Source organism: Bacillus salipaludis (genome assembly GCF_030938565.1).
GTDB classification, from domain to species: domain Bacteria; phylum Bacillota; class Bacilli; order Bacillales; family Cytobacillaceae; genus Neobacillus; species Neobacillus salipaludis_A.
The window spans coordinates 5,761,954-5,784,531 of the sequence record NZ_JAVGVR010000001.1 but is presented as its reverse complement, the minus strand read 5'-3'; the positions used below and the strand labels follow the sequence as shown (position 1 = coordinate 5,784,531).

Annotated in this window: 24 protein-coding genes and 1 other RNA gene; 22 read left to right on the top strand and 3 right to left on the bottom strand. The window is 38.7% G+C overall.

Annotated features, from left to right (window positions below; translation table 11 throughout):
• The first annotated feature begins 221 nt into the window (after positions 1 to 221).
• From RCG21_RS28875 to RCG21_RS28815, 13 genes are all read left to right on the top strand, one after another.
• Positions 222 to 1,613 carry a M28 family peptidase gene (locus tag RCG21_RS28875; RefSeq protein ID WP_133333989.1) on the top strand — a complete coding sequence of 464 codons (1,392 nt, stop codon included), beginning with the start codon at positions 222 to 224 and terminating at the stop codon, positions 1,611 to 1,613.
• 208 nt (positions 1,614 to 1,821) lie between these two features.
• A complete protein-coding gene (gene secG / locus RCG21_RS28870) occupies positions 1,822 to 2,055 on the top strand; it encodes a preprotein translocase subunit SecG (RefSeq protein ID WP_133333990.1) in 234 nt (77 codons plus the stop codon).
• A 255-nt stretch (positions 2,056 to 2,310) separates the two neighbouring features.
• Entirely contained in the window at positions 2,311 to 3,057 is a 747-nt protein-coding gene (locus RCG21_RS28865; protein WP_133333991.1) for an alpha/beta hydrolase, read from the top strand.
• Positions 3,058 to 3,126: 69 nt separating this feature from the next.
• Positions 3,127 to 5,433: a ribonuclease R gene (gene rnr, locus RCG21_RS28860; RefSeq protein ID WP_372512776.1), complete on the top strand. Its 2,307-nt coding sequence runs from the start codon at positions 3,127 to 3,129 to the stop codon at positions 5,431 to 5,433.
• Between the two features lie 212 nt (positions 5,434 to 5,645).
• Complete coding sequence (locus RCG21_RS28855; protein ID WP_268884063.1) at positions 5,646 to 5,768, top strand: hypothetical protein; 123 nt, start codon at positions 5,646 to 5,648, stop codon at positions 5,766 to 5,768.
• Between the two features lie 238 nt (positions 5,769 to 6,006).
• Positions 6,007 to 6,180, top strand: a complete 174-nt coding sequence (locus RCG21_RS28850) for a hypothetical protein (RefSeq protein ID WP_308914031.1) — start codon at positions 6,007 to 6,009, stop codon at positions 6,178 to 6,180.
• Between the two features lie 382 nt (positions 6,181 to 6,562).
• Complete coding sequence (gene smpB, locus RCG21_RS28845; protein ID WP_133333993.1) at positions 6,563 to 7,030, top strand: SsrA-binding protein SmpB; 468 nt, start codon at positions 6,563 to 6,565, stop codon at positions 7,028 to 7,030.
• Between the two features lie 136 nt (positions 7,031 to 7,166).
• Positions 7,167 to 7,524, top strand: a transfer-messenger RNA (tmRNA) gene (gene ssrA / locus RCG21_RS28840).
• A gap of 257 nt (positions 7,525 to 7,781) precedes the next feature.
• The gene (locus tag RCG21_RS28835) at positions 7,782 to 9,155 is read left to right on the top strand and encodes a sigma-54 interaction domain-containing protein (RefSeq protein WP_308914030.1); all 1,374 of its coding nucleotides are present in this window, start codon (positions 7,782 to 7,784) and stop codon (positions 9,153 to 9,155) included.
• Positions 9,156 to 9,276: 121 nt separating this feature from the next.
• A complete protein-coding gene (gene speB / locus RCG21_RS28830) occupies positions 9,277 to 10,269 on the top strand; it encodes an agmatinase (RefSeq protein ID WP_308914029.1) in 993 nt (330 codons plus the stop codon).
• A 35-nt stretch (positions 10,270 to 10,304) separates the two neighbouring features.
• Positions 10,305 to 11,699, top strand: coding sequence for a purine-cytosine permease family protein (locus RCG21_RS28825; RefSeq protein WP_133333996.1), 1,395 nt, complete (start codon positions 10,305 to 10,307; stop codon positions 11,697 to 11,699).
• 218 nt (positions 11,700 to 11,917) lie between these two features.
• The gene (locus RCG21_RS28820; protein WP_133333997.1) at positions 11,918 to 12,967 is read left to right on the top strand and encodes an acyltransferase family protein; all 1,050 of its coding nucleotides are present in this window, start codon (positions 11,918 to 11,920) and stop codon (positions 12,965 to 12,967) included.
• An 84-nt stretch (positions 12,968 to 13,051) separates the two neighbouring features.
• The gene (locus RCG21_RS28815) at positions 13,052 to 13,654 is read left to right on the top strand and encodes an undecaprenyl-diphosphatase (protein ID WP_133333998.1); all 603 of its coding nucleotides are present in this window, start codon (positions 13,052 to 13,054) and stop codon (positions 13,652 to 13,654) included.
• 37 nt (positions 13,655 to 13,691) lie between these two features.
• Here the strand turns inward: RCG21_RS28815 and RCG21_RS28810 are convergent, their stop codons facing one another.
• The 3 genes from RCG21_RS28810 to RCG21_RS28800 all read right to left on the bottom strand — a co-directional run bounded on the left by RCG21_RS28810 (position 13,692) and on the right by RCG21_RS28800 (position 15,074).
• The gene (locus RCG21_RS28810; RefSeq protein ID WP_133333999.1) at positions 13,692 to 14,330 is read right to left on the bottom strand and encodes a DUF2085 domain-containing protein; all 639 of its coding nucleotides are present in this window, start codon (positions 14,328 to 14,330) and stop codon (positions 13,692 to 13,694) included.
• Positions 14,331 to 14,389: 59 nt separating this feature from the next.
• Positions 14,390 to 14,611 carry a hypothetical protein gene (locus tag RCG21_RS28805; RefSeq protein WP_308914028.1) on the bottom strand — a complete coding sequence of 74 codons (222 nt, stop codon included), beginning with the start codon at positions 14,609 to 14,611 and terminating at the stop codon, positions 14,390 to 14,392.
• A gap of 136 nt (positions 14,612 to 14,747) precedes the next feature.
• Positions 14,748 to 15,074 carry a DUF192 domain-containing protein gene (locus RCG21_RS28800; RefSeq protein WP_308914027.1) on the bottom strand — a complete coding sequence of 109 codons (327 nt, stop codon included), beginning with the start codon at positions 15,072 to 15,074 and terminating at the stop codon, positions 14,748 to 14,750.
• A gap of 278 nt (positions 15,075 to 15,352) precedes the next feature.
• Between RCG21_RS28800 and RCG21_RS28795 the strand changes: the two genes are divergently transcribed.
• The 9 genes from RCG21_RS28795 (at position 15,353) to RCG21_RS28755 (ending at position 22,521) form a co-directional block, all read left to right on the top strand.
• Positions 15,353 to 15,511, top strand: a complete 159-nt coding sequence (locus RCG21_RS28795; protein ID WP_133334002.1) for a Flp family type IVb pilin — start codon at positions 15,353 to 15,355, stop codon at positions 15,509 to 15,511.
• Between the two features lie 70 nt (positions 15,512 to 15,581).
• Positions 15,582 to 16,088: an A24 family peptidase gene (locus RCG21_RS28790; protein ID WP_308914026.1), complete on the top strand. Its 507-nt coding sequence runs from the start codon at positions 15,582 to 15,584 to the stop codon at positions 16,086 to 16,088.
• Positions 16,088 to 16,462, top strand: a complete 375-nt coding sequence (locus tag RCG21_RS28785; RefSeq protein WP_165976231.1) for a TadE/TadG family type IV pilus assembly protein — start codon at positions 16,088 to 16,090, stop codon at positions 16,460 to 16,462. The genes RCG21_RS28790 and RCG21_RS28785 overlap by 1 nt, the downstream gene beginning before the upstream one ends.
• Positions 16,463 to 17,410, top strand: a complete 948-nt coding sequence (locus RCG21_RS28780; protein ID WP_133334005.1) for a TadE/TadG family type IV pilus assembly protein — start codon at positions 16,463 to 16,465, stop codon at positions 17,408 to 17,410. It abuts the gene before it with no gap.
• 33 nt (positions 17,411 to 17,443) lie between these two features.
• Positions 17,444 to 18,031 carry a Flp pilus assembly protein CpaB gene (gene cpaB, locus RCG21_RS28775; RefSeq protein WP_133334006.1) on the top strand — a complete coding sequence of 196 codons (588 nt, stop codon included), beginning with the start codon at positions 17,444 to 17,446 and terminating at the stop codon, positions 18,029 to 18,031.
• A gap of 6 nt (positions 18,032 to 18,037) precedes the next feature.
• On the top strand, positions 18,038 to 19,249 hold the full coding sequence (locus RCG21_RS28770; protein WP_133334007.1) for a CpaE/TadZ family protein: 1,212 nt from the start codon (positions 18,038 to 18,040) through the stop codon (positions 19,247 to 19,249).
• On the top strand, positions 19,236 to 20,624 hold the full coding sequence (locus tag RCG21_RS28765) for a TadA family conjugal transfer-associated ATPase (protein ID WP_133334008.1): 1,389 nt from the start codon (positions 19,236 to 19,238) through the stop codon (positions 20,622 to 20,624). The genes RCG21_RS28770 and RCG21_RS28765 overlap by 14 nt, the downstream gene beginning before the upstream one ends.
• Positions 20,621 to 21,583, top strand: a complete 963-nt coding sequence (locus RCG21_RS28760; RefSeq protein WP_133334009.1) for a type II secretion system F family protein — start codon at positions 20,621 to 20,623, stop codon at positions 21,581 to 21,583. The genes RCG21_RS28765 and RCG21_RS28760 overlap by 4 nt, the downstream gene beginning before the upstream one ends.
• Before the next feature lie 5 nt (positions 21,584 to 21,588).
• Complete coding sequence (locus RCG21_RS28755; RefSeq protein ID WP_308914025.1) at positions 21,589 to 22,521, top strand: type II secretion system F family protein; 933 nt, start codon at positions 21,589 to 21,591, stop codon at positions 22,519 to 22,521.
• The last annotated feature ends 57 nt before the right edge of the window (positions 22,522 to 22,578 follow it).

Sequence of the window (22,578 nt, the reverse complement as noted above, 5' to 3'; positions counted from 1 at the left end):
GGTTAGGTATTTTTGGGTGGATGGGGTGAGGGAAGAGTGGTTTAAAGGAATTAGGAGGAGTGGATTTCTGAAAGAAATTAGAAGTGAGGTCGGACCTTTTTACCAATATATAGATAAAATAAATTGGAATAAAGCTTATTAGTAAAACGAAAATTATTTACTAAAAATTACAAATAATGAATAATAAGGGTGTATTTCAAATAAAAGGGGGATTTAGTTAGATGTTTCGAAAAAAATCGATGATTACGGTTTTAACAGTTGGGATGGTTTTATCCTCTGGGACTGTTTATGCTCAAACGACAAGTCCGGCAAATGGACAATCAGACACAGCCTTTGACAACAAAATTATCAAAAAAATCAGTGCGGATAATATGTATAACACCATTGCCTTGTTATCAGAGCAGCCAAGGGAGGCTGGTACAGAAGGGGAAGTTCGTGCAGTAAATTACATAGAGGGGCAGTTTAAGAGTTTAGGTCTTGAAACAAAAGTAATCCCGTTCCCTATTTACGATTATCTGACAAAACATGTGTGGGTGAAAATTGACGGTATAGACTTGGATGGAACGGCACCAAGAGCGTTTAGTGGCAGCGTGAGTGGAAAAGTGACAGCCCAGCTTGTGAATGTTGGAAAAGCAAAACCTGAGGAAATTACTGATGCTGTAAAAGGTAAAATTGCCTTAGTGGAACGTGGGGACCTAACGTTTGTTGAAAAGGTGCAAAATGTTCTTGAAAAAGGTGCCGTTGGGGTCATTATGTATAATAATGTTAATGGGAATAGTTTTGGACAAGTTTCAGAAGGACAGAATATACCGGCAGTCGCTATCACACGTGCTCAAGGTTTGGCATTAGTTGATCAACTAAAGTCCGGACCAGTTGAGTCAACCTTAGATGTCGATATTGAAAAAATTGAGAAAACTTCTTATGTGGTGGAAGCGAAATTGAAGCCGAACAAAAATAAGGATACCGGGCAAATCATCACCATTGGGGCGCACCATGACTCTGTTCATGGCGGTCCGGGAGCTAATGATGATGCCTCAGGGGTGTCCGCTGTCCTAGAATTAGCACGAATATTTTCTAAAACTCCGATTGACACAGAAGTTCGATTTCTTACCTTTGGTTCAGAGGAAAGGGGTCTGGTTGGTTCATCGTTTTATGCATCAAAGCTTCCAAAGAGCGATGTGGAGCGCATGGTTGCCCACTTTCAAATGGATATGATTGGCGGGCGTGATGCAGGGGAAGATAATCCCGCAGGCGGCTTAATCATGTATACAATCGACGGTAAGAAAAATCTTGTAACGGATTTAGGCTCCTCTGCTGGTGCAAGAACGATGGATGTAGCGATACCATATGGACAATTAGGCCGAAGCGATCACCAACCATTCCATGAGCTTGGAATTCCTTCAGCACTATTTATCCACTCACCGGTTGAGCCTTGGTATCACCAACCGACGGATACAATTGATAAAATTAGCAAGGAAAAGCTTCAGCAAGCTGCTTCAATCGTAGGAGCTGCTGCTTATCAAATTGCGCGTCCTGACACGCCAGCTCTAGTAAATGCACACGTAGCTCCTGGCCCAGTTGATTATGATTTTGATGACCGCCCAGTAGATTAATATGTTCAAAAAACGGCTTAGAACTTATGTTTAAGCCGTTTTTCTCTGTGGGAACTTCTTTTTTAGAAGTATTTTTAAGTTAATATACCTTTAAATGATTGCAAAATATATAATTTCCCAAAAGCTGTCACAACAACTCTATTGTGGAAAGGGAAATAATATGGTAAATTTAAGTTACTGTGATGCACGTGTAACTGGAGGTGGCCTTATGCATACATTCGTTGTAATCTTGTTAGTAATCGTAAGTATCGGACTTATCGCTGTTGTTTTACTTCAATCAGGAAAAAGCGCTGGTTTATCCGGTGCCATTTCAGGTGGTGCTGAATCACTATTCGGTAAGCAAAAAGCTCGCGGTATCGACCTAATCCTACATCGAATTACCGTCGTTTTATCGGTGTTATTTTTTGTACTAGCAGTTGCTGTTACCTACTTTAAAGTTTAAACCTGGCCGCAGGCCGGGTTTTTTTGTGCTTTTAGAGGAATTGTTCCTCCAAAAAGTGTCGATATATCTTAAAAAGTGTTGATTTATCTTAAAAAAGTGTCGATATCCCTCCAAAATTGTAGATATTTTCTAAAAAAGTGTTGATATCGCAAAAACAACGCTTTTCCAAGCTCACTGTAAGCCTTTTTTCTGGAATGTTCCCCACCCCATTGCTTAAACTAAGATAAGCTAGAGATAAAGAAGGAGTTTTTACATATGAGAATTTCATTACCAAAGCCATTTACCTTTGAAGGAGGAAAAAGAGCGGTTCTCTTGCTCCATGGATTCACTGGGAATTCCTCGGATGTGCGGATGCTGGGCCGTTTTCTTGAAAAAAAGGGCTATACTTGCTATGCCCCACATTATAAAGGACACGGAGTCCCACCAGAGGAGCTTGTTCATACCGGTCCTAAGGATTGGTGGCAAGATGTACTGAATGGCTATGAATTTTTGAAAAATAAAGGTCACGAGGAAATTGCAGTCGCCGGTCTTTCCCTTGGCGGGGTATTTTCTTTAAAATTGGGTTACACTGTACCTATAAAAGGCATCATAACTATGTGTGCGCCTATGTATATTAAAAGTGAAGAGGTTATGTACCAAGGCGTTTTAGAATATGCCCGCGAATTTAAAAAACGAGAAGGAAAAACAGAGGAACAAATCGAATTGGAAATGAACGAGTTTGCAAAAACGCCCATGCAAACCTTACGCGCTCTTCAGGAGCAAATCGCAGATGTTCGGGACCATGTTGATTTAATTTATGCTCCAACCTTTGTGGTTCAAGCTCGCCATGACAACATGATCAACACGGATAGCGCCAACATTATTTACAACAACATTGAGTCTGTTCAAAAACAAATCAAATGGTTCGAAGATTCCGGACATGTGATTACTCTAGATAAAGAGAAAGAACAGCTTCATGAGGATGTATATGCCTTTTTAGAAACATTGGAATGGAACGATTAAAGCACCCGAAAAGGAGGGATTTGCTTGGAAGATACAATTCAAAAGCATATTGACAAGCTTTTGCATTATATGAAGGACGAAGCCTATAAACCGTTGACTGTACAAGAGCTAGAAGCTGCATTTGGAATTCAGGACTCCAGTGACTTTAAGGAATTCGTTAAGGCATTAGTCCAAATGGAGGAAAAAGGATTAGTAGTCCGAACTCGCAGTAACCGCTACGGCTTGCCGGAAAAAATGAACCTAATTCGTGGAAAATTAACAGGACATGCAAAGGGCTTTGCCTTTGTGATTCCGGATGAGCCGGGAATGGACGATATTTTTATTCCTCCGAATGAAACAAACACAGCTATGCACGGGGATACCGTTTTAGCTCGTGTATCATCAGAGAGCTCCGGCCAGCGCCGGGAAGGCAGTATTATTCGGATCATTGAACGAGGAATTCAGCAAATGGTCGGAACTTATGTGGAAAGTAAAAGTTTTGGTTTCGTAATTCCGGATGATAAAAAGTTTGCTAGTGATATTTTTATCCCGAAAGCTGCTTCAAAGGGAGCAGTGGAAGGACATAAGGTAGTTGTAAAATTAACTACCTATCCAGAGGGACGCAAAAGTGCTGAAGGGGAAGTCATTGAAATTCTTGGACATAAAAATGACCCGGGAGTGGATATTCTCTCGATTATCCACAAGCATGGTTTGCCAATGGCTTTTCCGGAGGATGTTTTGCAGCAAGCAAATGAAACACCGGATACCATTGATGAGAGTGAACTGGCGAACCGACGTGATTTACGGAACGAAACCATTGTGACGATTGATGGTGCAGATGCAAAGGACCTCGATGATGCCGTAACGGTTACGAAACTTGAAAATGGAAACTATAAGCTTGGTGTACATATTGCTGATGTCAGCTATTATGTAAAAGAAGGGTCACCGATTGATGTAGAAGCTGAGGACCGGGCAACAAGTGTTTATTTAGTAGACCGAGTAATCCCGATGATCCCTCACCGGCTTTCAAATGGAATTTGCTCGTTGAATCCAAAAGTGGACCGCTTAGTTCTTTCTTGTAATATGGAGATTACCTCGGAAGGTCAAGTGGTGGATCATGAAATTTTTCAAAGTGTCATTAAGACAACTGAGCGAATGACCTATTATGATGTTAACCGAATTTTGATTGATAAAGATGAGGAAACTAGAAAACGCTATGAACCGCTAGTTCCAATGTTTGAGTTAATGGAAGAACTGGCTGCGATTTTACGCGATAAAAGAATGAAACGGGGCGCCATCGATTTTGATTTTAAAGAATCAAAGGTATTAGTCGATGAGGAAGGAAATCCAACAGATGTGGTTCTACGTGAGCGTTCCGTTGCCGAGAGATTGATTGAAGAATTCATGCTTGCCGCAAATGAAACGGTCGCAGAACATTTTCATTGGATGGAAGTTCCGTTCATTTACCGTATCCATGAAGATCCGAAGGAAGATAAGTTACGGAAATTTTTCGAGTTTATCACCAATTTTGGCTATATTGTAAAAGGGACAGCCAATGAAGTGCATCCAAGGGCTCTTCAAGAAATTATTGAAGAGGTTCAGGGAAAGCCTGAGGAAATGGTTATTTCAACAGTGATGCTGCGCTCGATGCAACAGGCGAAGTATGACCCGGAAAGCTTAGGGCACTTTGGTCTTTCTACGGAATTTTATACCCATTTCACCTCGCCGATCCGACGTTATCCGGATACGATTGTACACCGTTTAATTCGCACGTATTTGATTGAAGGCAAGCTGGATGAAGCGACAAGGGAAAAATGGAATGCCCAGCTTCCGGAAATTGCAGCCCATTCTTCAAGAATGGAGCGCCGTGCCGTTGATGCAGAACGTGAAACGGATGAATTGAAGAAAGCGGAGTACATGGAGGACAAAATTGGCGTTGAGTATGATGGAATCATCAGCTCTGTTACCAATTTTGGGATGTTTGTTGAGCTTCCAAATACCATCGAGGGACTTGTTCATGTCAGCTATATGACAGATGATTATTACCGCTTTGACGAACGCCACTATGCGATGATTGGTGAACGTACGGGTAATGTATTCCGGATTGGTGATGAAATTACTGTTCGAGTTGTGAAAGTGAATAAAGAGGAACGATCAATTGATTTTGAAATCGTCGGTATGAAGGGTACACCTCGCCGCGAACGATCAGAGGCACCGAAGGTCTTTAAGACCGGCAGTGATACCAATAAACCTCGTAGAAACAAGCAGCAGGGCGACCGCAATCAAAGGTCTGGTGAAGGCGGCCAGGGCGGCAACGGTTCGAAGTCGAAAAAGAAGCGCAAATTCTACGAAAATGTGCCGAAAAACAAAAGTACGAAGCGGAAAAAGAGAAGATAATCTAGTGGAGGCTGTCGTAAAAGGTTGATTCATATGCCTTTTTGATAGCCTTTTTTGATAATCAAAGTAAGCCGACGTTTTATGAAGGCTAAAACATTAGAAGAATCTGATGGAAATGGTCTCATAAGGTCGATGAAGGCCAAAAAAGAGAGGGAGTTTCATGGAAATGGTCTTCATAAGGTCGATGAAGGCCAAAAAAGAGAGGGAGTTTCATGGAAATGGTTTTCATGAGGTCGATGAAGGCCAAAAAAGAGAGGGAGTTTCATGGAAATGGTCTTCATGAGGTCGATGAAGGCGAAAAAAGAGAGGGAGTTTCTTGGAAATGGTTTTCATAAGGTCGATGAAGGCGAAAAAAGAGAGGGAGTTTCTTGGAAATGGTCTTCATAAGGTCGATGAAGGCCAAAAAATAGAGGGAGTTTCTTGGAAATGGTTTTCATGAGGTCGATGAAGGCTGAATAGAGAGGGAGTTTCATGGAAATGGTCTTCATGAGGTCGATGAAGGCCGAATAGAGAGGGAGTTTCTTGGAAATGGTCTTCATGAGGTCGATGAAGGCTGAATAGAGAGGGAGTTTCATGGAAATGGTCTTCATGAGGTCGATGAAGGCCAAAAAAGAGAGGGAGTTTCATGGAAATGGTTTTCATGGGTCGATGAAGGCCAAAAAAGAGAGGGAGTTTCTTGGAAATGGTTTTCATGAGGTCGATGAAGGCGAAAAAAGAGAGGGAGTTTCTTGGAAATGGTTTTCATGAGGTCGATGAAGGCCAAAAAAGAGAGGGAGTTCCTTGGAAATGGTTTTCATGAGGTCGATGAACGCCAAAAAATAGAGGGAGTTTCTTGGAAATGGTTTTCATGAGGTCGATGAAGGCCAAAAAAGAGAGGGAGTTTCTTGGAAATGGTTTTCATAAGGTCGATGAAGGCCAAAAACTGAAGAGGAAAATCAAAAGTGGTCTTTCAAAAATAGTTCCGCAGATAAAATCTAACTTATCGCAGATAAAACCTCTACTACCGTAGATTAAAGTGGATTTTCCGCAGATAAATTTTCAAAAGGTTGTTAAAACCTCGCCAAATACCCGTTTCAATTGTACAGCCCCAAGAATTCTGCTACAATTTAAAGGAAATAGAGGTGAGAACATGCCAAAAGGTGAAGGAAAAGTTGTTGCGCAGAACAAAAAAGCTTATCATGACTATTTTATCGAAGAAACGTACGAAGCCGGAATCGTTTTGCAAGGAACTGAAATCAAGTCGATCCGTGCGGGTAAAGTAAACCTAAAGGATTCATATGCCAGAATTCAAAATGGCGAAGCGGTTTTATTCGGGATGCATATCAGCCCCTATGAGCAAGGGAATCGCTTTAATCATGATCCATTAAGAACTCGTAAATTATTGCTTCATAAACGTGAAATCAATAAACTAATTGGTGAAACAAAGGAAGCGGGCTATGCGCTTGTACCATTAAAGCTTTATTTGAAAAATGGCTTTTGTAAGGTTTTAATTGGCCTTGCAAAGGGTAAGAAAAATTATGATAAGCGTGAGTCTCTGAAACAAAAAGAAGCAAAGCGTGAAATTGAGCGGGCATTCCGAGAACGTCAAAAGATGTAGTTTACAAATACTTACAATTGAAATTTTCCCGCAGTGTGTTATAATAAATTTGTCGCTAAGGAGCGACGGAAACTTTTGCTCTTAACTAATTCTTGAGCACCCGAACGTCTTGCTAAAATCTTTCACATTTTATAATGGGGACGCTACGGATTCGACAGGGGTAGTTTGAGCTTAGGTTGCGAGTCGAGGGGATCGGCCTCGTTAAAACGTCAAAGCCATAACTGGCAAAACTAACAACAACCTCGCTTTCGCAGCTTAATACTGCATAGCGGTTCCTCCCTCCATTGCCCATGTGGTAGGGTAAGGGACTCACTCTAAGTGGGCTACGCCGGATTCCACCGCCTGAGGATGAAGGAAGAGAACAACCAGGCTAGCTGACCGGACGCCTGTCGACAGGCATATGGCTCAGCGAAGTGCCAATATGTCGACTACACTCGTAGAAGCTTAAGTGCCGATATCTTTGGACGCGGGTTCGATTCCCGCCGTCTCCACCATACATAGGTGGATACAAGACCAGCATAAATAATGCTGGTCTTTTTTATATTTCAAAAAACATTTCCTCAAATGCTATTTTCCTCCACGATCATACTGCATTATACTTTCCAATCCAAGGAATCACCTTTTCATATTTCGAACATACATTCTGTTTTTATTTTAATCCATTAAAATCTATTTTTAATTTAATTTAAAATAATTTGAATTTTTAGTCATTTTTGATTATGATTAAATCAAAAATGACTAGGTGATAAAGATGAATTTAACTTTAGATGACTCCATTCTTTTAAAGCATATTTTAGAGCATTCTTTTGATGAAATCTTTATTGCGGATGCATCGGGAATGGTTTTATATACAAGCCAATCTACTGAAAAGGTATTTGGAATTCCTAGTGAGCAAATTGTGAATCATAATATTTTTGAACTAGAAAATCAGGGAATGTTTTCGCCATCAGTAATTGCGAATGTCTTGAGAACCCAAAAAAAAGATACGTTAATCCAAGAAACGAAGCATAATAGAAAACTCATAATCTCAGGTTATCTAATTTATGACTCAACAGGCGAATTAGTTGGAGCATTGAGTGTTTCAAGGGATGTTACAGAATTTGAATACTTAAAAAAAGAAAATGAGCAGGTTGCTAAGGCATTGAAATTATATCAAGAAGAGATTGCAAAATTAAAAAAACAAGCGGCAAATCCATTCTTTCTTCGTAACAGCAAAATGGAAAAAGTTTTTGATATTGTATCAAAAGTGACCAATCTAAGTGTTACGGTCCTACTAGAAGGGGAGTCCGGGGTAGGTAAAAATCATATTGCCCATATGATTCATCAAATGTCTACAAAAGAAAATCATCCGTTTATTGAAGTAAACTGTGGTGCGATACCTGAGTCCCTATTTGAGTCGGAACTATTTGGGTATGAGGAAGGAGCATTTACCGGTTCTAAAAAAGGCGGTAAAAAAGGGTATTTTGAGGCAGCAGGGGAAGGTACATTGTTTCTCGATGAAATTGGTGAATTGCCAATGAATCTTCAAGTGAAATTGCTTTCTGTATTGCAGAACCAAACGTTAATGAGACTAGGCGGTAGTAAAAAAGTTGAGGTAAAGTGCAGAATCATTTGTGCTACAAATCAAAACTTAGAAATCTTAATTAAAGAAAGGAAATTCAGAGAAGATTTATATTACCGAATCAATGTAGTTAAAATTGAGATCCCACCCCTTAGGGAACGAAAGGAAGAAATCATTCCACTCATTTATAAGATTACAGAGGAAATGAATCGAAAGTATGAAATGAATAAACATTTTACCCCGGCAATGATTGCATGGTTAAGTCAACAAATCTGGCCGGGAAATGTTAGGGAATTAAGGAACTATATTGAGAAAAAGATTATCACTTCAAGTGGCATTGAAATAGGTATTGAAGTAGAGGATGAAGAGGATCAAAACAAAATGATTACAGAATCCAATGAAATGACTTTAAATGATTATATAGAAACAATAGAAAAGGAATATATTGTCCGGATGTATCAGAAATTTCCTAGCAGTATTAAACTTGCTGAAAAATTGGGGATTAGTCAATCCACTGCCAATCGGAAAATAAGGAAGTATGTTGATGGGGGTAGTCAGTTTTGACTATAAATTATCTGCTGCCCGTAATTTATACCTTACATAATCATGAATAAGTTCATCCCAGTAAAGATTGGCATGAAAGTTGCATTATTTTTAGTGAAAATCTAAAAAGGAGGCATATTACATGTCAAATCAGGATGAAAAGCAATTTTTGAATTTACCTTTTACGGGAATCAGTACATTTGGAAAATACCCTGTTTGCCCAAATCTAAATGAATTGGATGCAGATGTTGCAGTCATTGGTGTTCCAAATGATATGGGTACGCAATGGAAATCCGGTGCAAGAATGGGTCCAAGGGGGATTCGTGAAGGTTCAACGCTTTATAGCTTTGGGTTAAATGGTGCCTATGATATCGAAAAAGATATTACGTATTTGGGGCCAAAATGGAAAGTAGTTGATTGCGGAGATGTTGATATGGTACATGGTGATATTATCCAGTGTCATGAAAATACTGAAGAAGCCATTAGGAAGATTGTTTCAAAAGGAGCCATGCCGGTTGTCTTAGGCGGGGATCATTCGATTTCAATTCCCGTCGGAAAAGGGTTAGAGGATTTAGGACCTTTTCATGTCATTCAAATCGATGCTCATTTAGATTGGGCAGACCATCGTTCCGGGCAGCGGCTTGGTCATGGAAGCTGCATACGGCGTTTATCTGAAATGGATCATGTTCAGAAAATTTTTCAATTTGGGATTCGTGGAATTAGCAGCAGTTTAAAGGAAGATGTAAATGCTGCCCGAGAATATGGCAGTGTCATCTTATCACCGAGGAAAATGAGAAAAATGGGATTTGAAAATGTGTTGGAGCTGATTCCGGAGGGAGAGAAATATTACATCACCATTGATATTGATGGATTAGATCCTTCCGTAGCGCCGGGAACAGGTACACCTTCTCCTGGAGGATTTATATACGATGAAGTTAATGAATTGCTTGAAGGAATTGCGAAAAGAGGAAAGGTAATTGGTTTCGATTTAGTTGAAGTAGCCCCTCCCTATGATTCTGCAGGAATGACAGGGCAAGTAGGCGCGCGCCTGGCATTGGACTTGCTTAGTTTTGTTTTAAAAGAAAGAGAAATTGATGAGGAAAGCAAAGCGAAAAAGGAAGAAATTCATACTTAATATTATTCTCCAAATTAAATAACGGAGGTATGTCGATGAAAATAGAGACAAGAAGCATTGAGTATATTCCTGCGAATGAACGTCATGGAAAAGCGAAAGGATTATTTTCAGTTTGGTTTGCTGCTAATATGCATATTACCACGCTAGTAACTGGAGCATTGTGTGTTACGTTCGGTTTAAATCTTTTTTGGAGTGTTGTTGCAATTATCGTTGGTAATCTATCAGGAGCTATTTTTATGGCTTCCCATTCGGCACAAGGACCAAAACTTGGAATTCCACAAATGATTCAAAGCCGTGCGCAATTTGGTGTGATTGGTGCAGTTATTCCCTTGCTTCTTGTTGTTTTTATGTACTTAGGCTTTTTTGCAAGTAGCGGATTGTTAGGAGCTCAAGTTTTGAGCAGTACATTAAACATCAATTTAACATTGAGTATTATTATCCTCAATATCATTACCTTTATCGTGACAATGATTGGCCACGATTTAATTCATAAAATGCAGAAATACTTGACATGGGTATTTTTTATCGTTTTCGTCATAGCAACATTTATTGTCTTTAAATTACCAGTGCCGGCTGGAAGCTGGTCTCCGGCCAATTTTAATTTTGGGACATTTATGTTAGCTGTTAGTGTGGTTGCAACCTGGCAGATTTCTTTTGCGCCATATGTTGCTGACTACTCAAGGTATTTACCGGTGGATACCTCTTATTCAAAAACCTTTTGGTATACGTATGCCGGGTCTGTTCTTGGAACTGGTTGGATGATGCTATTGGGAGTGTTTTTGACGACAGCGATTCCGGGTTTCCTAAACCACACCGGTGCCAATTTAGCACACCAGTTTGGCAGCTTCTCATTTATCATGTTTGCCGTTATCCTCTTAGGTCAGCTCTCAATTAATGTGTTTAATTTATATGGTGCCTTTATGTCAACTGTAACCACCGTTGAGCCTTTTTCAAAAATTAAAGTAACGCCAAAGGTAAGATTTTTCTTTGTGTTTGGAATAGCAACAATTGGAACAGTACTGGCCATTTTGGGGCAAGGGAATTTCTTATCGAATTTTATAAACTTTATATTATTTATCAGTTACTTCTTAATCCCATGGACAGCCATTAACCTCGTTGATTTTTATGTGTTGCGCCATGGCGAGTATAGTATTAAAGATATCTTTGATTTAAATGGGAAGTACGGGAAGGTTAACAAAATTACTGCTATATCATTCTTGGCATCCATTATTGCTGAAGTGCCATTTATGAATACATCCCTCTATGTTGGACCGGCTGCCAAGGCAATGGGAGGAGCCGATCTTGCTTGGATTTTAGGAATAGTCGTCCCGGCTGTACTCTATTATGTTTTAATGAAAAGAAAATTGAGGGATATGCCTCAGTTTTCAATCCATCATGTTGAGAATGATACTTCTTCAAATTTAAATTAAATATCGGATAAAAGGATAGAAAGCGGGAATGTAATATCCCGCTTTCTATCCTTTTTTGTGTAGAAACAAATAAGTAAAATCAGGTCATTCGTTGAGGGAATATCCTCCTATATTTCCTCAAGTTTTGCCCTTTTGTTCTATTGAAGGATATTTTGGGGTTCGTTTTAATTAGTAAATGTCGAGAAGTGTCGAAAAAAAGTTATTGAAGGAGGTATATAATGATAAAACAACGTATACCATGGTTCGATAACGTAAAAGGCCTTTTAATATTTTTAGTAGTGTTTGGGCATTTTATTGAATCATATCGAAATCATTCACATCCGGGAATTATTCTATATCTTTACAATGTAATTTATTTTTTTCATATGCCATTATTCATTATGGTGAGTGGGTATTTCTTTCGTCCGCAAAAATTCAAACGGATTATTCAATTACTTTCAGTGTACCTAGTCTGGCAAATCGCGAACGGCTTCTTACAAAAATTAATTCAGGATCATTCTGTGGTCAATTTATCACCAGAAGGAAGAATATTTGATATCTTTGACCCGTATTGGACGCTCTGGTACTTACTTGGAATCGTCGTGTGGAGTATTGTTACGCCATACTTCTTGCGCCTGCGGTTTCCAATCATCATATCACTTATTTTTGCTGTTGCTATAAGTTATGTTGACCACGTACCATCTTGGTTCTCAATGAGAAAATTAGTGAATTTCTACCCGTTTTTCTTAATTGGCTATAGCCTTGCGAAGAAGAACGTTCTTATCAGCCTTAGCCAAAAAACGAAAATTTGGAAAATACCAATACGTTGGGGAGCCTTATCCATCGTGGCCGTATTCCTTGTTTTCATGATCTTTTTTAACCAATTGCCATCAGGGACAGAATTTTTATTTTTACGAAGCTCCTACAGCTTTTTTACTTGGTCAATCTTAAAGGGAGCAGTCATTCATCTAGCTTACTATGGAGTTGTTGTCGTCCTTTCCATATCACTTATGCTGCTTGTTCCAAAGGAAAAGAAACTGGTTTTCTTTAATAAACTCGGAGTAAACTCCTTGTTTATTTACTTGATTCATACAAATATTGTCCGAGTATACCGCGAAATAGCACCGGAGCAGCTTGTCAGCCATAAAGGATTTGTCATTTTGGGAGCGATTCTATTTGCTTCAATTGTCTGCTGGCTGCTGACAAGAAAGTTTATTCTCAACCTATTCAAGCCAGTTATTTTGCCACGTTTAAACTGGATGATAAAGCAAAAAGAAATCCACTCATAAATGTTTTGCCATTTTATGTCCAGGAAGGTATACTATTTTGGTGGAAAAAGTTTTATTAAATAACTTTAGGTTGGGAGTAGGAAAATGTCTCAATTAAATATTGAAGCCTTTCGTGCGATTAATAATCTCGGGAAGGACCATTCGTTTTTAGATCCAATTGCCGTTTTTCTTGCAGAATACATGCTATATTTTTTAATTTTAGGAATGTTAGTTTATTGGTTTACTAGAACCGATAAAAACAGAATGATGATTATCTTGTCCGTTATTTCTGTAGCAGTGGCTGAAGTCATCGGAAAAATAGCCGGTAAGCTTTATTCGCATTATCAGCCGTTTGCAGAGCTGCCGCATGTTAATAAGCTTGTAAGCCATGCTGTAGATAATGCGTTTCCGAGTGACCACTCGATTATCTTTTTCTCAATATGTTTTTCAATCTTGTTGGTTCGCAAAAAAGAGGGTTGGTTATGGATTATTCTGGCCTGCTGTGTAGCCATCTCCCGTGTAATGGTTGGTGTTCACTATCCTCTAGATGTAATAACAGGTGCTCTTATCGGAATCATTTCTGCTTTGTTTGTTTACTTGATTGCTCCAAAGCTTTCTTTCTTAAACAAACTGCTTGCTATTTATGAAAAAGTAGAAGGAGTCATTCTGCCAAAATCGAAATCTGGCGACAGAAATAAAAACTTTTAATAAAAGAGGGCTGAAACTTTAAGTTTCAAGCCCTTTTTTAAGTTATCGTTAAAATCCATGAATGCAGGATGGATAGGATGGACAAAAAGGTTAAACTTGCAAATACCGAAAGAAACCATCTTAAATACTTGGAGCCCGTTCGTGAAAATAAAAATGATGCGCATAAACTAAACCAAATAACCACTGTCACAATGATGAAACCGTCCAGTAGATAATAGGGCAATACTCCCCCAAAAAATCCCATGCCTAAAATGCTGCTAATAACAATTGGCGAAACCAAATCCTTGCTCTTCATGATAACAGGCTCACTCGTCGCCTCAAGGCATTTTGTCGAAAGCAGGGGATAGAGAAAGTAAGGTAAGACGAGCCCAAAGCTTATTCCTGTCAGCAGCCTTCGAATATTGCTTGATTCAAATAACTGCAAATAAGATCCCAATCCGTCAATCATCAATGGAACAAGAAATAACAAAAGGAACAAGCTTGTTTTTACAGAAGGGATGGTTAAGCTTTTTTTCCTTTTGGTAAAATGCAAATAAATAAGGGATGAAAAGATCCCGATATAGATTCCTGTATCTCGGGCACAAACAGACAATGTTTCACCGGAAGCATGGAGTGAACGTTCCTCAAGCTGATGACAAATCGCTCTTCCTAAAAAATGAAATAATTCTTGAACCATTGTTGTTACCCACTCCTAAAGAAAAACCCAATCCACAAGGTGAATTAGGTTCTAATGATTTAATATCCGGACATAAAAGCAGGACCAATTGAAAGCGCGGATGCAGCAAACCAGCAAATACAACTTAAGACAATGGAGATAATTCCGACGATCAAGCAAGTTTTTCCAACTTGTTTCTTTTCAGGTTCCTGATCATTCAACCATATGATTCCTAAAATAATACCAACAACAGGAATGAAAAAGGACAAAATGTATAGCAGGGCTTTTAGACCACCTGACATCAGCCTTCACCTCCATTAGTTTATGGAAATTTTCACATATGAAAATGTATGTTATGGAGTGGGGGATTTTGTCTGTCCATGATTTAAATTTATATTTTCGTTTTAGGGGCAAAAAAAAGAGACAGCACCTGTCTCTTTAGAGTGATAGAATATCTCCCTGCTTTAAGCCTAATTGTGAAATGGACCCTGCTGGAAGTTCGATAACGGAGTAGGCATCCTTGATGGGTTTTACGAAGCGCCAAGGCTTTAATCTTTCAACCACTTTTACAATTTCTCCTTTATTGCTTAGAAAAACCGCATCAATTTCAAAATGCATGAAACACATATGAATCGAATTACAAGGGATAATCCATAATCCCTCCTCGACCAACTGTTCTTTTTTAAACATTAGTCCTTTTAGTCTAGTAAAAAAAGAATCTGCAAGTTTAATAGAAAAAGGAATGGTTTTAATTAATGGCTGCATTTTATACTCTCCTATCATTCAATTTGTTCGATATATTGAATATACAATATCAATAATTTGTTCTCAATAATGAAAAATGTTGAACAATGTCGTTTTTTATTTAGAACAAAAATAGGAAAAACTATTTACATTTCGGGACAATGGCACTATTATTAACTTAAGGATTGTTCATTAAAAAGAACAAACAGCGAATAAATATAGAACGGGCAGGCCGGAAGTATTGTTCGATACAGTGAACTAATCTTAAAAACTAACAAATTATTTAGGAGGAATGTAACATGTTGAAAAAAATTAAAAATCTAGTAGTACAAGAAGAAGGACAAGCATTAACGGAGTATGGGTTGGTTATTGGTTTGATTGCCGTTGGTTGTGTTGTTGCTCTAGGTGCTTTTAAAGATAAAATTGTAGCACTTTTTAATGGGATTAGTTTTAAATAATTAAATTAAAAATCCCTGCTTTTCAGACATGAGAAGCAGGGTTTATTTATAAGGAAGGGGGAATAATATCTTGGAAGATATTATCCTTGTAATTGTTCTTTTAATCTGTCTTTTTACAGATATAAAATCACGGAAAATATTAAATATTGTAACTTTACCTACTATCGTTTTCGGCCTAGTTTATAACATACTTACGACTGGATTTGAAGGTTTTTTATATAGCGGCAAAGGTTTCCTAGCGGGACTCGGTTTACTTATTATTCCCTATTTATTAGGTGGCATGGGAGCAGGTGATGTAAAACTAATGACAGTAATTGGGGTATTAATGGGAAGCAATTTCGTTTTTTATTCGTTCATTTACACAGCCTTAATCGGAGGAGCAATTGCTCTAATACTGATTATTAAGAAGAAAGGTCTAATAAATATCATTAAATCCATATTTTTCAATGTTGTTTTTTTCAGAAGTAATCTTGGTTCAATACTTTTATCAAAGGATAAAAAAAGTAGTATTTCATTCCCATATGGAGTAGCGATTTTCTTTGGTACATTATGCACACTTGTCTGGGGTGGTTTTTAATGAAATCGGAAAAAGGTCAATCTCTGGTTGAGTTTGCATTGATTCTGCCTATCTTAGTGTTATTGCTGTTTGGAATTATTGACTTTGCGCGAATTTTTCATGTGTATTTGACCATGGATCATGCGGGTAGAGAAGCAGCACGGGCAGCAAGTATTGGTAAAGATGATAGTACAATCAAAAGCACAGCTGTTTCCGATGCATCAAGCATTGGCTTAACAGCAGATAAAGTAGGGGTTACTCCTTCAGGAACAAAAACATCTGGATCAAATATAAGTATAACAATTACTTATCCTATAACATTTCTTACCCCAGTAATTGGAAACATTGTTGGACCGATAACTTTAACAGATACCACTGTAATGAGGGTGGAATAAATGAAAAGATTTTTAAGCTTGTTAAAATTGCGAGATGAAAGCGGTGCGGCTTTAGTAATAGTGGCTATTTCAATGGTTGCTCTTCTAGGTCTCACTGCTTTAGTGATAGATGGCGGCAGGCTTTATTTAGAGAAAAGCAAGTTGCAAAAGGCTGTTGATGCGGCTGTTCTAGCAGGAGCTCAAGGATTAACAACAAATCAGGCGCGGGCAATCGAAAATGCTGAAGATGTCTCACAAAAAAATGGCTATCCACTAATAAAAGACAATTTAACCTTAACAAATGATTCTATTAAGGCGGTTAAGCAAATTAATGTTCCACTGACTTTTGCAAGAGTATTGGGAATAAATACTGCAGATGTTAGTGCTACAGCAAAAGCTATTATTGCACCATTAAAATCCGCTAAAGGAATTGCCCCGATTGCGGTAGAAAAAAGCGCAGTTCCGGATAAAACAAATATCACATGTGGAAATGTAGAAAATGAGTCGGGAAAAAATAGCCCCGGGAATTGCGGGTTTCTTGATATAGATGGGAACGGGGCACCTGATGTAGAGGATGGAATTAAAAATGGGAGCAAAAAGATGGTCTCAATAGGTGATAAAGTTTCTACAGAAACAGGTGACATGAATGGACCCATTAAAAAGGCTGTTGAAACTGACTCTGACTCTTTAATTAATAGTGACAAAGACAAAGATTGGTGTCAGTCTGCGGCTACTGCTGATAACACTTGTAAACGGGTAATTTATATAGCTATTATTGATTCCTGGGAGAGCATCAATGGTAAAAAGCAAGTTGAAATTCTAGGTTTTGCTCCCTTTTGGGTCAAGGAATATGATAGTCAAGGAAAAAATAAAAGTATCGTAGGACAATTTATTAATTCCGTCACTGCAGGGGAAATTGGTGAATCTGGCAGCTACAATTATTTAAAAGGCGTCAAGCTTGTAGAGTGAAACTGGAAAGTCGTTGAAATAGGGGAGGACACTATGAACACAAAAAAAATTTGGATCATTTCATTAATATTGGGAATAGCTTTTGCAGGTATTGCCTATCTGTCCATATTTTCGAAGGGGAAAGTCTCAGAAGCTTCTACTGTAGAGGTAACTCAGAAAAGCGATGAGAAAAAATCGGATGAGGAACAAGCGAAAAAAGAAGAAGCACTAAAAAGGGAATTCAATAATCCGCTCGTTGTTGTAAGTAATGGCAAAAGGGCAATTTCGATCAATGTTGACCCAGCACAAGGGGTTTCAGGGTATATTGCCCCGAATTCCAAAGTTGATGTAATTGCCTACGGAACGAAAAAAGATGATAAAACGAAAAAAGAATATAGATCAGCTGTGCTAGTTCTTGAAAATGTAAAAGTCCTATCTTCTGGTAAATCCAGTGACAACAAGGAAGAAGCCCTCCATTATGAATCCGTTACATTGGAGGTTACCCCAAAAGAAGGCGTTATGCTTAGTTTAGCTGCCAAAGATAAGGATGGGTTCTATTTAATGCTTAGAAATACAGAGGACCCAGATAAAGGAAAAGTTGGTCTTAAGCAAACAAGAGAAGTAATCAAAGAGGGGGATTAAATCGAAATGAGCATAAACTGGGTTTATTTTTCTGATACGAATACACCTCCTGGAGAAATAAAATCACTTTTAGAAAAGAAGCAGTTCCGATTAACTGCGACCAACGAAATTGATAGACTCCGATCGCTTTTAATTGAGAATAATCAATCCGTATTATTTATAAAATCTCATACACTTTACAATGTATTTGATTTTTGTCAGGAAATATCTGTTCTTTACCCGCATGTTTATATCATCTTAATTGTACCTGATAACTTAGAAAACCTGAAAAAAGCAATGTTGATGGGGGCTTCGGATTCCTTGCGTTCGTCGTACACTCAGGAAGAACTGAATGATGCAATTGAGCACGCAAAGAAATATATGCAGCACCGGGCAAAGAAGGACCAAGGCTTAGTTAATTTAATAAAAGAAAAAAGTAAAGTAATTGCCGTTACCAATCCAAAGGGCGGCGTGGGCAGGACAATTGTAACCGTTAATCTAGCTGTAGCGTTCGCGAAAATGGGGAAAAAAGTGGCTGTAATTGATGGAAACCTCCAATTTGGTGAGGTGGCCATGTATTTTAATGTAAAACCGAAAAAAACGATATATGAATGGGTAAAGGAAGGATATGGAAGCGAACAATATTCAATCAACCAATATATGACCACTGTTGAGGGCAATGTCTCGATTCTTGCCGCTCCTCCTCGTCCAGAGTTCTTTGAAGGAATTTCAGAGAATCATATAAAAGCAGCCGTCAACGAAGCAAAGAAACTATTCGATATTGTCTTAATTGATATGCCGATTCACATATCAGAAATTCATTTACGATACCTTGATTTAGCCGATGAGATTTTACTAGTAACGCAAAATGAAGTTTCCGTTTTAAGATTAAATCAACTCTATTTAGAGATGTTAGAATCGATTAACTTAAAGGATCGCGTAAAACTAATTTTGAACCGTTTTGTAAAGAAACAGGGACTTGATATTAAAAAAATTGAAGCAATCTTAGGGTTGAATATCTTTTTCACCCTGCCGGATCAAGTAAATGTTGCGTCCTCCTCGATAAAAACAGGGCAGCCGTTTATTCTCTCGAACTCACGGAGCCAGCTTGGGAAGGCTGTTTTAAAGCTTTCAGAAAAGCTAATTGATCAAAAAATTGGTGAGACCAAGAAATTAAAAAAAGTAAAACGCTGGTCTCTATTTGGAAAGAGAGGAGAACAAAGGAATGTCACTATTTAAACGGTATAAAGAGGAAGCGGCTGCAACGATTACACCAAATGCATCAAGTACACCAAGTATACAAAGTAAACCCATCAAAGAGGTCCAAGAGTCTCCGGCTATAAAAAAATCACAGGAATTTTGGAACATAGAAGCAAGTCTTCACAATTATCTAGTAGAAGAGTTGAAAAAGTATCCTAGTCAGAATAAAGAGCAGGAGAAAATGAAAATAGAGGAATTAGGAGAAGCCTTTTTTAATGAAGAAGGCGGACGATTAACCTTTGAGGAAAAGCAAGAAATTTTTGAATACGTAAAGGATGAATTGCTTGCATATGGTCCGATTACTCCCCTGTTAGAGAACCCATTAATTAGTGAGGTAATGGTCAATTGTCATGATGAAATTTATTATGAACAAAACGGAAAGATTACTAGGAGTAATGTAAGCTTTATGGATGACCAGCATGTTATGAGGGTAATCGAGCGGATTGTTGCCCCCATTGGCCGTCGAGTCGATGAAAGTTCTCCGATGGTGGATGCTCGCCTGCCGGATGGCTCGCGTGTGAATGCAATTATTCCTCCACTTGCTTTAAAGGGACCGAGTTTGACAATACGGAAATTCTCGGATACTCCTTTTACCATTAAAGATTTAGTCGAATTTGGAACATTAAGTGAGGAAATGGCGGAATTCCTCGATATTTGTGTTAAGTCCAAACTCAATATTTTTATCAGCGGCGGTACAGGCTCTGGGAAGACTTCAACCTTAAATGTTCTCTCTTCCTTTATCCCAAATCGTGAACGAATTGTTACCATCGAAGATGCAGCAGAGCTTAAACTTCATCAGGAACATATTGTTTCGCTCGAATCCCGTCCTGCGAATATCGAAGGAAAAGGGCAAATTTCAATTCGTGATTTAGTCCGGAACTCGCTGCGGATGCGGCCTGACCGGATAGTAGTTGGGGAGGTGCGTGGAGCCGAAGCACTGGATATGCTTCAAGCAATGAATACCGGTCATGACGGCAGCTTAAGTACTGGGCACGCTAACTCCCCTAGAGATATCCTTTCCCGCTTGGAAACCATGGTGTTGATGGCAGGCTATGAGCTTCCTGTCAGGGCAATCCGTGAACAGATTGCCAATGCCATCAATTTGATTGTTCATCAGTCAAGATTAAAGGATGGTACGAGAAAAATAACCCATATAACGGAAGTACTGGGAATGGAAGGCGATACAATCGTTCTTCAGGATCTGTTTTTATTTAAAGAAAAGGGACATAATGGCGATGGTCTGATTCAAGGAAGCTTTATTAGCACAGGTATCAGGCCAAAGTTCACAGAGCAGCTTGAATTAAATGGATACTCCTTGCCTGCTTCTTGGTTTGTTGGAGAGTGGTTTAATTGAAATTAGTCATCGAATTGGTCTTTGTATTTTTAGTCGTTAGTATTTCGATGTATCTTATCTTAAGCGGGTTTTCAAAAAAGAGGAGAATGAATCACCGAATCAAGGAGTTTTTGCCAGTTTCGCAAGCGGAAGAGGATGAAAGTAAGAAAGAAAAAAGACCACCGCTTTCTAAACAGTTTATTCTTTCTCTATCAAATATGTTTAAAAATGTTCAATTTAGCAGGAAAACAGAAAAAATGCTAGTAGAAGCTGGTAGTGGATTGAGGCCGGAGGAGTTTTTTGCGTTGAGAATTTTAGCCTCTGCCGGTTTCGGACTATTCACAGCTTTCCTAAGCCTGCCATGGTTTCTTTCTGCTATTGCGGTAATTATTGGTTATGCCATTCCCCATTATTTTATGAAACAAAAACGAAAAAAACGGTTAACTCGGTTGTCCTATCAGTTAATCGAAGTCTTGGGGATGATGGCTAATTCCATGAGGGCAGGCTTTAGCTTTATGCAAGCAATGCAGCTTGTTGGCAAAGAAATTCCAGACCCGCTTGGTCCAGAATTTGATCGGATTGTAAGACAGGCAGGACTTGGGATGCCATTAGAGGATGTATTTGAAGAATTAATTGACCGATTACCTAACAAAGAATTGGAAGTTGTCGTTCAGGCCATTCTTGCACAAAGGAAGAGCGGCGGAAATCTTGCTGAGCTATTGGAAACAATGGAAGAAACAATTAGAGGCAGAGTCCGAGTGCTTGAAGAACTAAATACGTTAACAGCGCAGGGAAGAATGTCATCTTGGATCATCACCTTACTGCCGGTTGGACTTGGCTTATATTTAGCGTTTGTCAGCAAAGATTATTTTTCACCAATGCTGCATCATCCATTGGGATGGGCAATGCTCACTGTAGGCAGTGTCTTCATCATTATTGGGTGGGGGGTAATCCAGAAAATCATCCGAATTGAGGTGTAGGGTTCATGTTGAACTTTGTTTTCGTTGTTCTATCTGCCGCATTTGCAACCTTCGTAGTGGCAGGTTCCTTGTTAACTATTTTCAAAAAGGAAATTGCTTTCAACGAACGTGTTGGAAAGTTTTTTGGGGAAACAGTTAAAAAAGAAACAAATAATTCTTTAAGAAAAAAGAATGATGACAGGTTAAGAGAGCTTTTTGATCGGTATTGGAATAAGGGAACCAATTTATTAAATCAAAAGGTTTCCAAAGTGGAAAGAAAAAAACTAGATATCCTTTTAAGGGATGCGGGCTACCCTTTCAAGTCCGCAATCGATTTTAGGCTTTTTCAATTTGTATTGAGTATTGGTATAAGTGTGCCGATCGTTCTCTTTTTATTGCCAGTTGCGGACAATAAAATGTTAGTGTGGTTGATGGCAATCACTATGGCGATTTTAGGATTCCGGCTTCCTGTGTTCCAGCTTGGGAAGAAAAAAACAGCAAGGGTTAAAGAAATTAATAAATCAATGGCTGATTTTTTTGATACGGTAAACCTTTTGCTTGAGGCAGGGATGGGGCTGGATTTGGCACTCGCAGAGGTGTCAAAAAAATATAAAGGTCCGCTGTCAGAAGAGTTTCTTCGAACATTAGAGGATATGAAGCTTGGTAAATCAAGAAGAGAAGCTTTTTACGAGCTTCGGAAGCGTGTCCCATCTGATTCGTTTCAGAGTGTGATTACCTCGTTGATTCAAGCGGATCAGCTTGGGATTGGAATGGCAAAGGTTTTAGGGAATCTTACCGTACGTGTACGTGAACAGAGACGTGAAGCTGCAAGAGAACAGGCGATGAAGGCACCAGTAAAAATGCTGTTTCCAATGGTGTTTTTCATATTTCCAGCATTATTTATTGTCATATTGGGACCTCTAGTTATTACGTTAATCACAAAGGGTCTAGGAGGATAAATATTTTTTTAAATGTTTTGTTCTTTATTGTGAATGAAAAGTACAACAAAAAGAATC

What these genes read in the sequence shown, in the direction of transcription:
- RCG21_RS28865 (WP_133333991.1), top strand. Translation starts at nt 2,311, where the DNA reads ATGAGAATTTCATTACCAAAGCCATTTACCTTTGAAGGAGGAAAAAGA.
- smpB (WP_133333993.1), top strand. Translation starts at nt 6,563, where the DNA reads ATGCCAAAAGGTGAAGGAAAAGTTGTTGCGCAGAACAAAAAAGCTTAT.
- RCG21_RS28820 (WP_133333997.1), top strand. Translation starts at nt 11,918, where the DNA reads ATGATAAAACAACGTATACCATGGTTCGATAACGTAAAAGGCCTTTTA.
- RCG21_RS28780 (WP_133334005.1), top strand. Translation starts at nt 16,463, where the DNA reads ATGAAAAGATTTTTAAGCTTGTTAAAATTGCGAGATGAAAGCGGTGCG.
- cpaB (WP_133334006.1), top strand. Translation starts at nt 17,444, where the DNA reads ATGAACACAAAAAAAATTTGGATCATTTCATTAATATTGGGAATAGCT.
- RCG21_RS28850 (WP_308914031.1), top strand. Translation starts at nt 6,007, where the DNA reads ATGGAAATGGTCTTCATGAGGTCGATGAAGGCCAAAAAAGAGAGGGAG.
- RCG21_RS28815 (WP_133333998.1), top strand. Translation starts at nt 13,052, where the DNA reads ATGTCTCAATTAAATATTGAAGCCTTTCGTGCGATTAATAATCTCGGG.
- RCG21_RS28810 (WP_133333999.1), bottom strand. Translation starts at nt 14,330, where the DNA reads ATGGTTCAAGAATTATTTCATTTTTTAGGAAGAGCGATTTGTCATCAG.
- speB (WP_308914029.1), top strand. Translation starts at nt 9,277, where the DNA reads ATGTCAAATCAGGATGAAAAGCAATTTTTGAATTTACCTTTTACGGGA.
- RCG21_RS28795 (WP_133334002.1), top strand. Translation starts at nt 15,353, where the DNA reads ATGTTGAAAAAAATTAAAAATCTAGTAGTACAAGAAGAAGGACAAGCA.
- rnr (WP_372512776.1), top strand. Translation starts at nt 3,127, where the DNA reads ATGAAGGACGAAGCCTATAAACCGTTGACTGTACAAGAGCTAGAAGCT.
- RCG21_RS28785 (WP_165976231.1), top strand. Translation starts at nt 16,088, where the DNA reads ATGAAATCGGAAAAAGGTCAATCTCTGGTTGAGTTTGCATTGATTCTG.
- secG (WP_133333990.1), top strand. Translation starts at nt 1,822, where the DNA reads ATGCATACATTCGTTGTAATCTTGTTAGTAATCGTAAGTATCGGACTT.
- RCG21_RS28765 (WP_133334008.1), top strand. Translation starts at nt 19,236, where the DNA reads ATGTCACTATTTAAACGGTATAAAGAGGAAGCGGCTGCAACGATTACA.
- RCG21_RS28835 (WP_308914030.1), top strand. Translation starts at nt 7,782, where the DNA reads ATGAATTTAACTTTAGATGACTCCATTCTTTTAAAGCATATTTTAGAG.
- RCG21_RS28770 (WP_133334007.1), top strand. Translation starts at nt 18,038, where the DNA reads ATGAGCATAAACTGGGTTTATTTTTCTGATACGAATACACCTCCTGGA.
- RCG21_RS28855 (WP_268884063.1), top strand. Translation starts at nt 5,646, where the DNA reads ATGGAAATGGTTTTCATGAGGTCGATGAAGGCCAAAAAAGAGAGGGAG.
- RCG21_RS28875 (WP_133333989.1), top strand. Translation starts at nt 222, where the DNA reads ATGTTTCGAAAAAAATCGATGATTACGGTTTTAACAGTTGGGATGGTT.
- RCG21_RS28805 (WP_308914028.1), bottom strand. Translation starts at nt 14,611, where the DNA reads ATGTCAGGTGGTCTAAAAGCCCTGCTATACATTTTGTCCTTTTTCATT.
- RCG21_RS28800 (WP_308914027.1), bottom strand. Translation starts at nt 15,074, where the DNA reads ATGCAGCCATTAATTAAAACCATTCCTTTTTCTATTAAACTTGCAGAT.
- RCG21_RS28755 (WP_308914025.1), top strand. Translation starts at nt 21,589, where the DNA reads ATGTTGAACTTTGTTTTCGTTGTTCTATCTGCCGCATTTGCAACCTTC.
- RCG21_RS28825 (WP_133333996.1), top strand. Translation starts at nt 10,305, where the DNA reads ATGAAAATAGAGACAAGAAGCATTGAGTATATTCCTGCGAATGAACGT.